General features: G+C 72.4%; 10 protein-coding genes. 4 read left to right on the top strand and 6 right to left on the bottom strand.

Annotation, left to right across the window (positions count from 1 at the left end; translation table 11 throughout):
* Position 1 precedes the first annotated feature (1 nt).
* The 4 genes from ACFYWI_RS02635 (at position 2) to ACFYWI_RS02620 (ending at position 4,251) form a co-directional block, all read left to right on the top strand.
* Positions 2–1,051: an ABC transporter permease gene (locus tag ACFYWI_RS02635; RefSeq protein WP_389224313.1), complete on the top strand. Its 1,050-nt coding sequence runs from the start codon at positions 2–4 to the stop codon at positions 1,049–1,051.
* Complete coding sequence (locus tag ACFYWI_RS02630) at positions 1,048–2,007, top strand: ABC transporter permease (RefSeq protein WP_389224311.1); 960 nt, start codon at positions 1,048–1,050, stop codon at positions 2,005–2,007. Before ACFYWI_RS02635 ends, ACFYWI_RS02630 begins: the two co-directional genes overlap by 4 nt.
* Positions 2,004–3,002 (top strand): ABC transporter ATP-binding protein, encoded by a 999-nt coding sequence (locus ACFYWI_RS02625; RefSeq protein ID WP_389224308.1) that lies wholly within the window; start codon positions 2,004–2,006, stop codon positions 3,000–3,002. Before ACFYWI_RS02630 ends, ACFYWI_RS02625 begins: the two co-directional genes overlap by 4 nt.
* 268 nt (positions 3,003–3,270) lie before the next feature.
* Entirely contained in the window at positions 3,271–4,251 is a 981-nt protein-coding gene (locus ACFYWI_RS02620) for an ABC transporter ATP-binding protein (RefSeq protein ID WP_389224304.1), read from the top strand.
* A 143-nt stretch (positions 4,252–4,394) separates the two neighbouring features.
* Here the strand turns inward: ACFYWI_RS02620 and ACFYWI_RS02615 are convergent, their stop codons facing one another.
* From ACFYWI_RS02615 to infB, 6 genes are all read right to left on the bottom strand, one after another.
* Positions 4,395–5,351: a bifunctional riboflavin kinase/FAD synthetase gene (locus ACFYWI_RS02615; protein ID WP_389224301.1), complete on the bottom strand. Its 957-nt coding sequence runs from the start codon at positions 5,349–5,351 to the stop codon at positions 4,395–4,397.
* 41 nt (positions 5,352–5,392) lie between these two features.
* Positions 5,393–9,139 (bottom strand): trypsin-like peptidase domain-containing protein, encoded by a 3,747-nt coding sequence (locus tag ACFYWI_RS02610; protein ID WP_389224298.1) that lies wholly within the window; start codon positions 9,137–9,139, stop codon positions 5,393–5,395.
* A 365-nt stretch (positions 9,140–9,504) separates the two neighbouring features.
* Entirely contained in the window at positions 9,505–10,431 is a 927-nt protein-coding gene (gene truB, locus ACFYWI_RS02605) for a tRNA pseudouridine(55) synthase TruB (RefSeq protein WP_389224295.1), read from the bottom strand.
* Positions 10,428–10,871 carry a 30S ribosome-binding factor RbfA gene (gene rbfA, locus ACFYWI_RS02600; RefSeq protein ID WP_389224292.1) on the bottom strand — a complete coding sequence of 148 codons (444 nt, stop codon included), beginning with the start codon at positions 10,869–10,871 and terminating at the stop codon, positions 10,428–10,430. Before rbfA ends, truB begins: the two co-directional genes overlap by 4 nt.
* A gap of 37 nt (positions 10,872–10,908) precedes the next feature.
* Positions 10,909–11,202, bottom strand: coding sequence for a DUF503 domain-containing protein (locus ACFYWI_RS02595; protein ID WP_389224290.1), 294 nt, complete (start codon positions 11,200–11,202; stop codon positions 10,909–10,911).
* Positions 11,203–11,350: 148 nt separating this feature from the next.
* Positions 11,351–14,476, bottom strand: coding sequence for a translation initiation factor IF-2 (gene infB / locus ACFYWI_RS02590; RefSeq protein ID WP_389224287.1), 3,126 nt, complete (start codon positions 14,474–14,476; stop codon positions 11,351–11,353).
* Positions 14,477–14,619: the final 143 nt, after the last annotated feature.

The following is a 14,619-nucleotide window of genomic DNA, read 5'->3' as shown; positions in this document are numbered from 1 at the left end:
GATGAGCACCACAAGCACGACCGGTACCACGGCCGTGGCGCGGGCCCCCGAGGCCCGCGCCACGAGCGCCGGCGCGCGCGCCTATCTCGTCTATGTCGGCGGCAGGCTCGCCGGGGCGGCGGTGTCGCTGCTCGCGGTGCTCGTCACCAGCTTCTTCCTCTTCAGGGTCATCCCGGGCGACCCGGTGAAGGCCATGACGCACGGCATGCCGACGTCCGCGGAACAGATGGCCACGCTGCGGCGTCAGTTCGGGCTCGACCAGCCGATGTGGCAGCAGTTCACCGACTACTGTGCGAGGGCGCTGACCGGCGATCTGGGCATGTCGTACCAGTTCCGGGCGCCGGTCGGTGAGCTGATCTGGCAGAAGCTGCCCGCCACGCTGCTGCTCACGGGCGTCGCGGTGGTGATCTACTCGGCCATCGGACTGTGGCTCGGCACCCGCTCGGCGTGGCGCCACGGCAGCATCGGCGACAGGCTCAACACCTCGGTGGCGCTCACCCTGTGGTCGGTGCCGTCGTTCTGGCTGGGGCTGCTGCTGATCATCACCTTCTCGGTGGGCATCGGCCCGATCCCCGGCATGTTCCCGACCGGCGGTATGGAGTCGGGCGACGAGAGCGGCTTCGCCTACGTCCTCGACGTCGCGCACCATATGGTGCTGCCGGTCGTCACGCTGGTCGCCGTCGGCTACGCGCAGACGCTGCTGGTGATGCGCTCCTCGCTGCTGGACGAGATGGGCAGCGACTATCTGACGACAGCCCGGGCGAAGGGGCTGCGTGACGACTCGGTCCGCCGCAGGCATGCGGTGCCCAATGCGCTGCTGCCGACCGTCACCATGGTCTTCATCAACCTGGGCCATGTGGCGGCCGGTTCGATCCTCGTCGAGACGGTCTTCTCCTGGCCGGGCCTGGGCGGGCTGTTCTACCAGGCGCTGAGTGTGCCCGATCTGCCGCTGGTGCAGGGACTGTTCGTGGTCTTCGCCGGTGCGATGATTCTGATGAACCTGCTCGCCGATCTGCTGTATCCGCTGCTCGACCCCCGGGTGGGCCGATGACGACAACGCCGGTCGCCAAGACCGACCAGCCCAAGCAGGACAAGAAGCCGGGCAAGCAGACGAGGCAGACCGCGACCTCGCTGGCCTGGGCGCGCCGCCGCCACTCGGTGGCCCGCTTCTGGAGGGCGTACCGCACGCATCGCGCCGGGCTGTTCGGCCTCGGTGCTCTGGCGCTGATCGCCCTGGTCGCGCTCGCCGCGCCGTGGCTCGTCGGCGCCGATGTGCAGAGTGTGACGACTGCCCCGGGGGCGGCGCTGGAGAAGCCGAGCGCCCAATTCCCCCTCGGGACGGACCAGTTCGGACGCTCACTGCTTGGCCTGCTGGTGTGGGGGGCGAGGATCTCGCTCACCGTGGGCCTGCTTGCGGCCGCGCTCTCGGTGGCCATCGGCACACTCGTCGGCATCATCGCCGGTCACTACGGCGGCTGGTTCTCCACGGTGCTGATGCGGATCACGGACTGGTTCCTGGTGATGCCGACGCTGGTGCTGGCGATCGTGCTGGCCACCGTCATGTCACGCAGCATCTGGACGGTGATCATCGCGATCGGCGTCACCAGCTGGCCGACCACGGCACGACTGGTGCGCGCGCAGACCATCGCCGTCGAGTCCCGCCCCTACATCGAACGCGCCAAGGCGCTCGGCGGCGGTCACGGGCACATCATGAACCGCCATGTCCTGCCCAACGTGATGCCGCTGGTGCTCGCGCAGACCACGCTCGGCATCTCCAGCGCGATCCTGACGGAGGCGACGCTGGCCTTCCTCGGGCTGGGCGATCCCACGGTCGTCTCCTGGGGCGGCATGCTCCAGGACGCGCGCGAGGCGGGCGCGGTCTCCTCGGGCCACTGGTGGTATCTGGCACCGCCCGGTATCGCGATCGCGGTCGTGGCGCTCGCCTTCACCTTGTGCGGGCGCGCGATCGAGGCCGTGCTCAACCCGAAGCTGGGGGTGGCTCGTTGAGCCTGCTCGAGGTCAGGAACCTGCATGTGACCTACGGCTCCGGGGCGCGAGCCGTACCCGCCGTGCGCGGCGTCGACCTGTCCCTGGCCGCCGGCCGCAAGCTGGGCGTCGCGGGCGAGTCGGGCTGCGGCAAGTCGACGATCGCGCTGGCCCTGCTGCGGCTGCTGCCCGCCTCCGCCCGGCTCACGGGAGAGATCCTGCTGGACGGCGAGGACGTCCTCGCCATGAAGTGGGGCCGGCTGCGGGCCGTGCGATGGGCGGGTGCGTCAATCGTCTTCCAGGGCGCGATGCACTCCCTGAACGCGGTGCAGCGCGTCGGCGACCAGATCGCCGAGCCGATCCTGCTGCACCGCAGGACGACGACCGAGACCGCGGCGGCACGGCGCGTCGGCGAGCTGCTGGAGCAAGTGGGGCTGCCCCTCGGGCGCGCGGACGCGTATCCGCACGAGCTGTCCGGCGGGCAGCGGCAGCGCGTGATGATCGCGATGGCGCTCGCCTGCGATCCACGGCTGATCGTCGCCGATGAACCGACGACCGCGCTCGATGTGATGATCCAGGCCCAGATCCTGCGGCTGATCGAGCAACTGGTCGCCGAGCAGAACATCAGCCTGCTCATGATCAGCCACGATCTGGGTGTACTCGCCGAGACCTGCGACCGGCTGGCGGTGATGTACGCGGGCCGGGTGGTCGAGGAGGGCCCGGCGAGGGCGGTGTACGGGGCGGCGGAGCATCCGTACGGGCGGGCGCTGTCCGCGGCGTTCCCCCGCATCGGCGACCCGGCCTCGCGCCGCGCCCCTCGCGGTCTGCCCGGCGACCCCCCGGACCCGGCGGCACTGCCGTCCGGCTGTACGTTCCATCCGCGCTGCCCGGTCGCGGTGGACATGTGCGCCGAGATGGACCAGGTGCTTGCGACGGCCGGCGACGACCACCGGGCGGCGTGCGTCCATGTGGGCGCGGCGGGAGTCGGGGGCGCCTCGGGGACGAAGCTCCTGTGATGCGGCACGCCGTCGTCCGCCGGGTCTTCGGCCCGAATCGGGGCGGCCGGGCCCCGGGCGTCCGCGGCGCGGAGTGCGCGGCGGCTGCGCCCCGGCCCCGCGGTGGCCGCCGGGCACCGGGCTCGACCGCCCGTGGCGCTGTTCCCAGCCCGGACCACCGGGCCCCGGGCCTCCGTGCACGGGGCCACGCCGACTGCCTCCCTTCTCGAACTCGCCCGTCGAACCGCCCGGTTCGTACCGCCGCCGGGGCCGCATTCAGGAGCCAGCCATGACCACTTCACCCCTGCTGTCGGCCGAGAGTCTCCATGTCGCCTTTCCCGGGCGACGCGGCGGGCGGGCGACGCGCGCTGTGGACGGGGTCGATCTCGACATCGGCGCCGGTGAGATCGTCGCCCTGGTCGGCGAATCCGGCTGTGGCAAGACCACGCTGGCGCGATCCCTGCTCGGCCTGGTGCCACCCACCTCGGGGCGGATCGCCTTCGGCGGTGTGCCGCTCGGTTACGGGTCGCGGGCCCTGAAGGCGTACCGCAAGCGCGTGCAGCTGGTCCTCCAGGATCCGAGCGGCTCGCTCAATCCGCGACACACGGTCTACGACGCGGTCGCCGAGGGGCTGCGGATCCACGGATACGCCGGCGACGAGCGCGAAGCCGTCGCCGAGGCGCTCTCGCGGGCCGGGCTGCGGCCGCCGGATCGGTTCTTCCTGCGCTATCCGCACGAGCTGTCCGGCGGTCAGCGGCAGAGGGTCGTCATCGCCGGTGCGCTGGTGCTTCGGCCCGAACTGATCGTCGCCGACGAGCCGGTGGCCTCGCTGGACGCGTCCGTACGCGGCGAGATCCTCGCACTGTTGCTGCGGCTGCGCGACGAACTGGGCCTGTCCGCGCTGGTGGTGACACACGATCTGGGTCTGGCGTGGAACATCGCGGACCGGGTCGCGGTGATGTATCTGGGCCGGATCGTGGAGTCGGGACCGGTGGAAGATGTACTGACGTCACCTCAGCATCCTTACACCAAGGCGCTGTTGTCGGTACTGCCGGAGTCGGGCGAGCCGCCCGTGGTGCTGACGGGCGAACCACCGGACCCGTCCCGCATCCCGGACGGCTGCCGCTTCCACGTCCGCTGCCAGGTGCTGTCGTCGGGCGAGGCGGCCCGCGCGGGGGTGGCCGACCTGTGCCACGCCCAGGACCTGCCGGTGCTGCCGAGCACGACCGGCGCCCAGGTGGCGTGCCACTGGGCGACACGGCCCCAGTAACGCCTCGGGCGGTTCTTGTGGATCAGGCCGGATCGGTGAGCGGGGTTCCGGCCCGACACCGCGGACACGTACGGGCGGGGCCGACGCCCACCGACAGGACGCGGCGCGGACGCAGCGCCGACGGGCCGGCCGTCCCGGTGGTGTCAGCCCCGTGCGTCGTACGCGCCGGCCAGTTCACGGCACTTCTTGACGTCCTCACCGATCGCGTCCAGGAGGGACTCGATCGAGTCGAACTTCGCCTGGCCGCGCACATAGGCCAGGAAGTCCACGGTGACGTGCAGCCCGTACAGATCGAGCCCCACGCGGTCGATCGCATACGCCTCGACGGTTCGCTCGGTGCCGTCGAACTGCGGGTTCGTTCCGACCGAGATCGCGGCGGGCATCCGTTCGCCGTCCGCGGTCAGCCATCCGGCATACACCCCGTCCGCCGGGATCGCGGTGTGCGGCAGCGTCTCCACGTTCGCCGTGGGGTAGCCGAGCTCACGCCCGCGCTGTGCACCGCGCACCACCACACCTTCGACACGGTGCGGGCGGCCGAGGATCTCGGCCGCGCCCTCCACATCGCCCTCGGCGACGAGCCGGCGGGTCAGGGTCGAGGAGAACGGCTCGCCGCCGCCCGCCGTACCGCTCACATAAAGGTCGACGACCTCGACCTCGTAGTCGTAGGTCGCGCCGAGCTCGGTCAGGAAGGCGACATTGCCCGCCGCGCGGTGTCCGAAGCGGAAGTTCGGTCCCTCGATGACGGCGCGCGCGTGCAGCTTGTCGACGAGCACCTTGACGATGAAGTCGGCCGGCGACAGCTGTGAGAACTCGCTGGTGAAGGGCAGAATCAGCAACGCGTCGACGCCCAGTTCGGCCATCAGCTCGGCGCGCCGGTGGTGCGGAGCGAGCAGCGGCGGGTGGCTGCCGGGACGGACGACCTCGCTGGGGTGCGGGTCGAAGGTGACGACGACCGACTGCACACCCAGCTGCCGCGCCCGCTCCACGGCCCGGCCGATGATCAGCTGGTGCCCGCGGTGCACGCCGTCGTAGGAGCCGATGGTGACGACGCTGCGTCCCCAGTCCTGGGGGATGTCCTCCAAGCCACGCCAGCGCTGCACTGTGACCGCTCCTCGCCCGAACCTGTGTACGTGATTGCCTCTTACGCAGGTCTAAGACTGCCATGCCCGCGGCTCGCGGTTGGCATCGGCACCGGGAGGGCGTGCGTCGCGAGGAGCCGACGGGTGCCCGGACCGACCACCGCGGCCCACTCCTGCGGTGCCGCGGCCAGCCATCCGGCCAGCAGCAAGGCGAAACGGGGCAGCTCGCGGGCCAGTTCCACCAGCAGCCGGTCGAGACAGGCCGCGCCGCCCGGGCGGCGTGCTAGCACCCGGCCCGTGCGGTGCACCAGCGCCCGGGTCCGGGCCTCGGTGCGAGCCCCGCAGCCGTGCGCGGCGGCGCGCAGCACGGCCTCCAGCACGGCCAGGTCGCGTGCCGCGTACTGCTCGTACTCCAGCAGCACGTCGAGCAGCTCGGCGCGCAGCGAGCGGGACACGGCGCTGCCGGGGGCGGCGAGCACCGGGGCGAGGGCGCTGCGCACCTGGGGCCGGCGGCCCCGCAGCAGGTGTATGACCAGCGGGAACAGTACGGCCCCGGCGGCCGGCCCCTGTTCGATGAGGCGGTCGAGGTAGGCGGCGGCGTCCGGGGCCGCCTCGGGCCGGTGGTCGATGAACTCGCAGACGAGGGCGGCGGCGCGGCGGGCCGGGCCGAGGGCGGTGATCTCGATCTCGGCGAGAATGCCCAGGATCTCGCCGTCCTCGGAGTCGGCGCCCTGCCTGTCGCGTGGGCCCAGCAGCCGGGCCCGGAAGGCGGCGAGAACCGGCTCGGTGTGGGTGCCCAGTGCGGCCGCGAGCGCCCGGGAGGGCAGGTGGGGCTCGCCTGCCGCGTACGCCGCCAGCGCGGTGTCCACGTAGTTGGCCCGGCTGACCGGGTCCTGGACGAGGAGGGCGAGCGCCGGGCCGCGCACGGCGGGGTCGGCGGTGTCGCTGAGCAGCGCGAGCGCGGCGTGCCTCAGCAGTGCGTGGTCTGCCGGGGTGGTCGCTCTCGCCGCCGTGACCGGCGCGTACACGGCGGCCGCGGCACGGCGCCTCGGCCGCGGATCGTGGGCCCAGCGTGCGACGGCCCGGCAGAGCGCGGACGGTTCGTCGTCGACGAGTGCGGCGAGCAGTTCGTGTGCGCGGGGGTGGTCGGAGGCGACGAGTGCCTCGGTGAGGCCGTCGACGGCGTGGCCCCGGAGGGCGTGGAGCAGGGCCTGGGCGGCGGTGGCGACGGTGGGCCGTACTGCGGCGTCGGGCCCGACGGCCAGCGGGGTGGTGTCGGTGAACCAACGGCACAGCAGCGGCTGTACGGCTTCGGGGTCCGCGGCGAGCCGCGCGGCGACCACGTCGAGGTACCGGCGCCCGGCGCCCCGGCCGGCGCGGCTGCCGTGCGGCGGGTCGGCGGGAACGAGACGGCGCAGGAGCTCGAGGCGGCAGGCATCCGGGAGCGCAATCCGCTCCCAGAAAGCGGGCCCGAACTCGGCGGCACCCCGCTGGGGGACCAGCAGCCGCAGCACGCCGAGATACGGCTGCGCGTCGGGAACCCGGCGCAGGGTCTCGGCGACGAGCCGGGCGGCCCACCAGCGGGCGTCGTCGGGCGTCTCGGCCCCTGACTCCAGCGCCCGGGCCAGCGCCGCCAGCCTGCGCTCCAGAGCCGCCGCCCCGTGGAACCGGCCGAGCCGCAGCAGGGAGTGGATGACGATGCCGAGGCGGTGGCGCGGGACGGGAGGCGCGGTTCGCAGCCACGGGCGGTGGACCAGCCGGTCGAGCGCCGCGTCGAGGTCCAGGTGGGCGCCATGGATCCAGTCGGCGACCTCCTCATGGCCGAAGCGGTACCCACCGCCCGCCGGAACGAGCAGTCCCTCGGCGAGCACGGCGGGACCCCACTCGGCAAAGAGCTCCTCGAACGTCGCCCGGTCCAGCTCCCCCAGCCCTGTGCCGAGGCACCGCCGGGCCGCCTCGTGCACCTGACCGGCCACCGAGGCCGCGAGACGGCGCACGGCGCTGCCCGGCACGTCAGCGGCGTTCCTGGAGGCGATCCGCAGACAGACCAGATCGAGATGAGCCCCGAGCAGGTCCTCCCGCACGGGCCGGCCGGCCACGTCGCCGCCGAGCGCGTCCCGTACCTCGGTGTAGATCCGCAGCACCAGGGGATGCCGTTCGTCGTCGACCCCGAGCGCCCCGGCCGGCACGCGGTAGTGCTCGCGCATCCGGCGGGCCTCGTCAGGGCTCAACGGCCCGATGTCCACGGCGGGCGGCAGCCCGGCCGGCTGCGAGGCGGCCGGGCCCTCGAGCCACAGCGCCGGGGCGCCTCGTGCCGCCATGGGCCGACCGGATGTGCCGACAGGCGATTGTGACGGGGCCGGGCCGTCGACCCTCAGTGCCAGGGCGACGCCTCGGCCCGCCACGGGCCGACCCGACGTGTCTGCGGGGAGCAGTCCGGCCGGTGCGCGGGCCGGGCGCCCCACGGCGCCCGCCGATACGTCCGGCGAGGGCAGGCCCGATCGCCCGTACGGCACACCGGGGACGGTTCCCGCCGGGTTCTGTGCCGCAGGCCATGGCTCCGACGCGGTGCGGGCATCCGGGTACGCCCCCGTGCGCGGCCCTGGAACGCGCAGCGGCTCTCCGGACGCAGCCGGGTCGAACAGCGCCCCCGGCGGGTAGAGCGCCCCGGCCTGTTCCCAGTGCTCGGGGCGGCAGCCGATCACCAGGCGCGTTCCCGTGGCGGTGAGCCATGCGACCGTGTTCGCCGTCCACAGCGACAGTCGGGCCGGTGCCAACGGCGGCGCCTCCTCGGCGCCGTCCAGGACGACGAGCAGCGGACGGCCCGCCTCGTGGGCGAGGTGCGCAACCCGGTCGGGGGTGACGCCGGCCGTCACCGCATCGGTGCCGGATGCCGACAGCACGCGGGCGGCCGCGTCGGCCAGCGACATGTCGTCGGCGCACAGGTCGGCTCCGCGGAGCCACAGCGTGGGAGCGGGCGCCGGGGCCTGCGCGCGGCGGGCTGCGAGCGCGGCGAGTTCGCTCGTGCGGCCCGTGCCGGGCGCGCCGACGAGCCCGGCCACCAGGGCCGTGGCGCCGTCGGCGAAGCGGTCCAACTGCCGTACGACGGCCGGCCGTTCCACAGGTGGGGGGTCCATGCGCCCCCTCGAGGTCAGCTCCAGCACGGCCGCCAGGTTCAGATCGTCGCCGTACGCGGGCGCCGTCGCCCCATTGCGCCGCAGCAGCGCGGCCAGCGGCCCGTCCGGTGACCGGTCCGGCGTGCGCAGCGGGACCGCGCACCGGGCCGCGGGGTGGCCGCACCGCAGGCTGGTGCCCAGAACGGCCAGCACCGCCCCGGTGCGGGCGTCGAGCACCGGGCCCCCGGCGGCCGCGCTCCCGAAGTGCAGTGCGTCGCTGCCGTCCGTGCCGATCGCCAGTTCCAGCGCCTCGACGACGACGCGACTGTGGTCGGCGGCGCTGTAGCCGGCCCGGGTCGTGCCGAGCACGCGGGCCTCGCGCCAACCGTGCGCCGCGAGCCGTACGTACGTTCCTGGCCGGACCGTGTCCCGGGTGCTGATCGGCAGTGGTGGCATGCCCAGCCCGTCGGTGCGCAGCAGGGCGACGCCGGATGCGGGCAGTGCGGTGATGGCGTCGCCCTCGGCGAGGCATGCGCGTCCGTCGGGGGCGTGCAGCATCACCCTCGTCTGCCCGTCGACGGCCTCGTGGCTGGTGACCACCGTGCCGATGCCGTCGGCGACGAAGCCGGTGCCGCGCGGCCGCCCGGCCATGTCGCAGATCCGTACCAACGTTGCCAGCTGCCCGCGTCCCATGACGTCGACGGTAGGTCGCCGATGATCACCAGAAGAGGCCCTGGAGTGAACGCGCCCCCCAGTGCTCCCGCGGTTCACTCCGTGCGCCTGCCCGATGGGGTGAATACCGGGTCTGTGCGGGATAGACCTTTGCGTGGGGGAAGCGAGGGGGATCGTGGAACGGGCAGCGCGCCGCTGCCCGTTCCACGAGAAAGCCGGTGAACCCGCTGGGCCAGGCGGCCCGCCGGCAGCCGGACAGTCGCACACCACCACGTGCGGCGTCGCTGAAGAGGACGCCACCGCGTGGCACCCCGCAGCAGAGGAATCCACCGCACGGCACACCACCGTGTGGCACGCCGACCGTCACACCGCGACCGCCGGCCGGTTCAGCCGAAGACCGCGAGGCTCTTCGCCTTGCCCCGGTGCTCCTCGACCAGCGCCAGGAAGCGCCCGTCCGGCCCGAAGACGGCGACCGGCGACCTCTCCCGGGCGGGCATGTCCACCCTTACCCCGTTGGTGAGCAGCTTCGCCTGCCTGGCGTCCACGTCCCAGCGCGGGAACGCGGCCGCGGCCGCTTCGGCGATCGGCATCACGGTCAGCTCCTGCTGGAGCTGCTCGAGCGTCTTCGCCGCGTCCAGTCCGTAGGGACCCACCCGGGTCCGGCGCAGCGCCGTCAGATGCCCACCGACGCCCAGATCGGCACCGAGGTCGCGGGCCAGAGCCCGGATGTACGTACCGGAGGAGCAGACGACGGAAACGACCACGTCCATGACGGGCAGCCCGTCCTCGGTCGTCGCCTCGCGCACGTCGTAGACGCGGAAGGAGGACACGGTCACCGGCCGGGCCGGGATGTCGAACTCCTCGCCGCCGCGCACCCGCGCGTACGAGCGCTTTCCGTCGATCTTGATGGCGCTGACCTTGGACGGCACCTGCATGATGTCGCCGGTCAGCTTGGCGACGCCCTCGTCGACCGCCTCACGGGTGATCCCGGAGGCATCGGCGGAGGACGTGATCTCGCCCTCGGCGTCGTCCGTGATCGTGTTCTGTCCGAGCCGGATCGTGCCGAGGTACTCCTTCTCGGTCAGCGCCAGATGCCCGAGCAGTTTGGTGGCCTTCTCGACCCCGAGGACGAGCACCCCGGTGGCCATCGGGTCCAGCGTCCCCGCGTGTCCGACGCGGCGGGTCCTCGCGATCCCGCGCATCTTGGCGACGACGTCGTGCGAAGTGAAGCCGGACGGCTTGTCGACAATGACAAGTCCGTCGTGGGGGCCCCTCCCGGCGGTGGCCGGGGGGGTCCTGTTCTGCTCAGTCATTCGGAGGCTTCGTCCTCGTCCTCCGGCTTGCGGTAGGGGTCCGCCTCGCCGGCGTACGTCGCACCGCTGGACGCCTCGCGCACCTTCGCGTCGGAGGCCCGCGCCTTGTCGAGGAGGTCCTCGATCGTCTTGGCGTTCTCCGGAAGGGCGTCCGCGACGAACGTGAGCGTCGGCGTGAACTTCGTACCGGCCGCCGCGCCGACCGCCGAGCGCAGGATGCCCTTGGCGCTCTGCAGGCCCGCCGCGGCGCTGGCCCTTTCCTCGTCGTCCCCGTAGACCGTGTAGAAGACCGTCGCCTCCCGCAGATCGCCCGTGACCCGGGTGTCCGTAATGGTCACATGCGAACCCAGGCGCGGGTCCTTGATGCCCCGCTGCAGCTTCTCGGCGACCACCTCCCGGATGAGGTCCGCCAGCTTCTTAGCCCGCGCGTTGTCGGCCACTGGTCCTTCTCCCTTTTCCTGCTGTGTCCTGCTCAGTTCAGTCTTCGTCGCTGTGGAGCCTGCGTCTAACGGACAGCAGCTCCACCTCGGGCCGGCCGGCGACAAGGCGCTCGCACCGGTCGAGTACATCTGTGAGGTGCCCGGTGTTCCCGGACACCACGGCCAGGCCGATCTGGGCCCGGCGATGGAGATCCTGGCCGCCCACCTCTGCCACGCTCACCGCGTATTTGCGCTGGAGCTCGGCCACGATCGGGCGGACCACGGAGCGTTTCTCCTTCAGCGACCGTACGTCGCCGAGAAGCAGATCGAAGGACAGTGTCCCCACATACATGTATGTCCGGATGTCCCGCCGGTTCGGGTTCTGGGGCCCCGCCGGTTCTTGGCAGGGACATCCAAACCGTACACGCAACGGCCGGGGCCGATCGACGGAAATACTCTCCGCCGACCGGCCCCGGACCGGGCTGTGCGTCTGCCGTGCGTCAGCCGCGCGGCTTCTCGCGCATCTCGTACGTCGCGATGACATCGTCGATCTTGATGTCGTTGAAGTTTCCGAGGTTGATACCGCCCTCGAAGCCTTCGCGGATCTCGGTGACGTCGTCCTTGAAGCGGCGCAGACCGGAGATGGTGAGGTTCTCCGCGATGACCTTGCCATCGCGCAGCAACCGCGCCTTGGTGTTGCGCTTGACCTCGCCGGAGCGGACCAGCACACCGGCGATGTTGCCCAGCTTGGACGAGCGGAAGACCTCGCGGATCTCCGCCGTACCGAGCTCGACCTCTTCGAACTCCGGCTTGAGCATGCCCTTGAGGGCCGCCTCGATCTCCTCGATGGCCTGGTAGATCACCGAGTAGTACCGGACGTCGACGCCCTCGCGCTCCGCCATCTGCGCCGCGCGGCCCGCGGCGCGGACGTTGAAGCCGATGACGATGGCGTCGGAGCCGGTCGCCAGGTCGATGTCCGACTCGGTGACCGCACCCACACCGCGGTGCAGGACGCGGATGTCGACCTCTTCGCCGACGTCGAGCTGGAGCAGCGAGGACTCGAGAGCCTCCACCGAACCGGACGCGTCGCCCTTGATGATGAGGTTGAGTTCCTGCACCAGACCGGCCTTGAGGGCCTCGTCCAGGTTCTCCAGGGAGAACCGGACACCCCGGCGGGCGAAGTTGGCGTTCCGCTCACGAGCGGCACGCTTCTCGGCGATCTGACGGGCCGTACGGTCCTCGTCGACAACCAGGAAGTTGTCGCCGGCGCCCGGGACGTTGGTGAGACCGAGGACGAGGACCGGAGTCGACGGACCCGCCTCTTCCACGTTCCCGCCCTTGTCGTCGAGCATCGCGCGGACACGGCCGTACGCGTCGCCGACCACCATGGTGTCGCCGACCCGCAGGGTGCCTCGCTGGACCAGGACGGTCGCGACGGCGCCGCGGCCACGGTCCAGGTGGGACTCGATCGCGATGCCCTGCGCGTCCTGCTCCGGGTTGGCCCGCAGGTCGAGCGAGGCGTCCGCGGTGAGGACCACGGCCTCCAGCAGGCTCTCGATGTTGAGGCCCTGCTTGGCGGAGATGTCGACGAACATGGTGTCGCCGCCGTACTCCTCGGCCACCAGACCGAATTCGGTGAGCTGACCGCGCACCTTGGACGGGTCCGCACCCTCGACGTCGATCTTGTTGACCGCGACCACGATCGGCACATCGGCCGCCTTGGCGTGGTTCAGCGCCTCGATCGTCTGGGGCATCACACCGTCGTTGGCCGCCACCACGAGGATCGCGATGTCGGTCGACTTGGCACCACGGGCACGCATGGCGGTGAACGCCTCGTGACCCGGGGTGTCGATGAAGGTGATCCTGCGCTCTTCGTCGTTGACCTGGGTGGTGACCTGGTACGCACCGATGTGCTGCGTAATACCGCCGGCCTCGCCCGCGACGACATTCGTCTTGCGGATCGTGTCCAGCAGTCGGGTCTTACCGTGGTCGACGTGACCCATGACGGTCACGACCGGCGGACGCGCGACGAGGAACTCCTCGCCACCCTCGTCCTCACCGAACTCGATGTCGAAGGACTCGAGCAGCTCGCGGTCCTCCTCCTCGGGGCTGACGATCTCGAGGATGTAGTTCATCTCATCCGCGAGGAGCTTCAGCGTCTCGTCGGAGACGGACTGCGTGGCAGTGACCATCTCGCCGAGGTTCATCATCACGGCGACGAGCGACGCCGGGTTGGCGTTGATCTTCTCCGCGAAGTCGGTGAGCGACGCACCGCGCGACAGGCGGACGGACTGTCCGTTGCCGCGAGGCAGCATCACGCCGCCGACCGACGGGGCCTGCATGGCCTCGTACTCCTGGCGCCTCTGCCGCTTCGACTTGCGACCACGACGCGCGGGACCGCCGGGACGGCCGAAGGCGCCCTGCGTGCCACCACGGCCACCCGGACCACCGGGACGACCGCCGAAGCCGGGACGGCCACCGCCGCCACCGCCGGGACCACCCGGACGGCCGGCGAAGCCGCCGCCACCGCCACCGCCACCGGGACGGCCGGCGAAACCGCCGCCACCGCCACCGCCACCGGGACGGCCGGCGAAACCGCCGCCACCGCCACCCGGACGACCGCCACCGGCACCGCCGGGACGACCGCCGCCGCCACCGCCACCGGGACCACGGCCACCGCCGGGACCGGCGCCAGGACGGGGACCGGCAGCAGGACGCTGCGGCATCATGCCCGGGTTCGGACGGTTACCGGCCGGACCGCCACCGGGACGCGGCGCCTGCGGACGGGGCATGCCGCCGGGGGTCGGACGGGCGCCGCCCTGGCCCTGCGGACGGGGAGCGCCACCGGGGCCACCCTGCGGACGCGGGGCGCCGGGAGCGCCGCCGCCGGGTCGCGGAGCACCGCCGGGACGGGGCGCCTGGGGGCGCGCCATGCCGGTGGAGCCGCCGGAGGTGAAGGGGTTGTTGCCCGGACGGGGACCGGCCGGACGGCCACCGGGGCGCGGAGCACCCTGGCCGCCGGCGGGACGCGCCGGACGCTCGCCGCCACGACCACCGTCACGGCCGCCGTCACGCTGACCGCCGGCCGGAGCCGGACGGGCGGGGCGAGGACCGGGGGTGGCACCCGCGGGACGCGGGGCCTGCGGCGCACTGGGCTGGGCCGGGGCCGGAGCCGAGAACTCGGCAGCGGGCACCGGTGCCGCGGGAGCGGGCTTGGCCGGTGCGGGCTTGGGACCCGGAGTCGGACGCGGGCCCGGAGCCGGGGCCGCGGAGGGGGTGCTGCTCACCGGGGCGGCGGCCGGCTTGGGGGCCGGGGCGCCGGGCTTCGGGGCAGCAGGACGTGCCGCGGCGCCGGAGGACGGCGCAGCGGGCGTGGGGGAACCACCCGCGCGGCTTGCCGCTGCGGGGGAGGGCGTCGCCTTGCGGGGCGCACCGGGCTTGGCAGCGGTCTTGCCGGCGCCACCGCCGGGACCCTGCAAAGCATCAGTCAACTTGCGTACAACCGGCGCCTCGATCGTCGAAGACGCCGAACGGACGAATTCACCGAGTTCTTGGAGCTTGGCCATGACGACCTTGCTCTCTACGCCGAACTCCTTGGCGAGTTCGTATACCCGGACCTTAGCCACTTCGCTCCTTTTAGGTCCGGGTTACCGCCGGACCGTCGCTACTTCATGGGCGTACTCATCGCGTACTCATCGAGTGCTCATCGCAATCTCGACCTACTTCCAACTCGCGAGGTACCTGACCGCACGGCGGTTTCCGTGCCGTA

The organism is Streptomyces sp. NPDC002889, from assembly GCF_042888425.1.
Taxonomy (GTDB): domain Bacteria; phylum Actinomycetota; class Actinomycetes; order Streptomycetales; family Streptomycetaceae; genus Streptomyces.
The sequence above is the reverse complement of the archived record's forward strand: the minus strand, read 5'-3'. Positions and strand labels throughout refer to the sequence as shown.

Bases quoted from the DNA above. Each gene is read 5' to 3' on its own strand.
- truB (WP_389224295.1), bottom strand. From the start codon at position 10,431: ATGACTGAGCAGAACAGGACCCCCCCGGCCACCGCCGGGAGGGGCCCC.
- ACFYWI_RS02630 (WP_389224311.1), top strand. From the start codon at position 1,048: ATGACGACAACGCCGGTCGCCAAGACCGACCAGCCCAAGCAGGACAAG.
- ACFYWI_RS02620 (WP_389224304.1), top strand. From the start codon at position 3,271: ATGACCACTTCACCCCTGCTGTCGGCCGAGAGTCTCCATGTCGCCTTT.
- ACFYWI_RS02610 (WP_389224298.1), bottom strand. From the start codon at position 9,139: ATGGGACGCGGGCAGCTGGCAACGTTGGTACGGATCTGCGACATGGCC.
- ACFYWI_RS02595 (WP_389224290.1), bottom strand. From the start codon at position 11,202: ATGTATGTGGGGACACTGTCCTTCGATCTGCTTCTCGGCGACGTACGG.
- ACFYWI_RS02635 (WP_389224313.1), top strand. From the start codon at position 2: ATGAGCACCACAAGCACGACCGGTACCACGGCCGTGGCGCGGGCCCCC.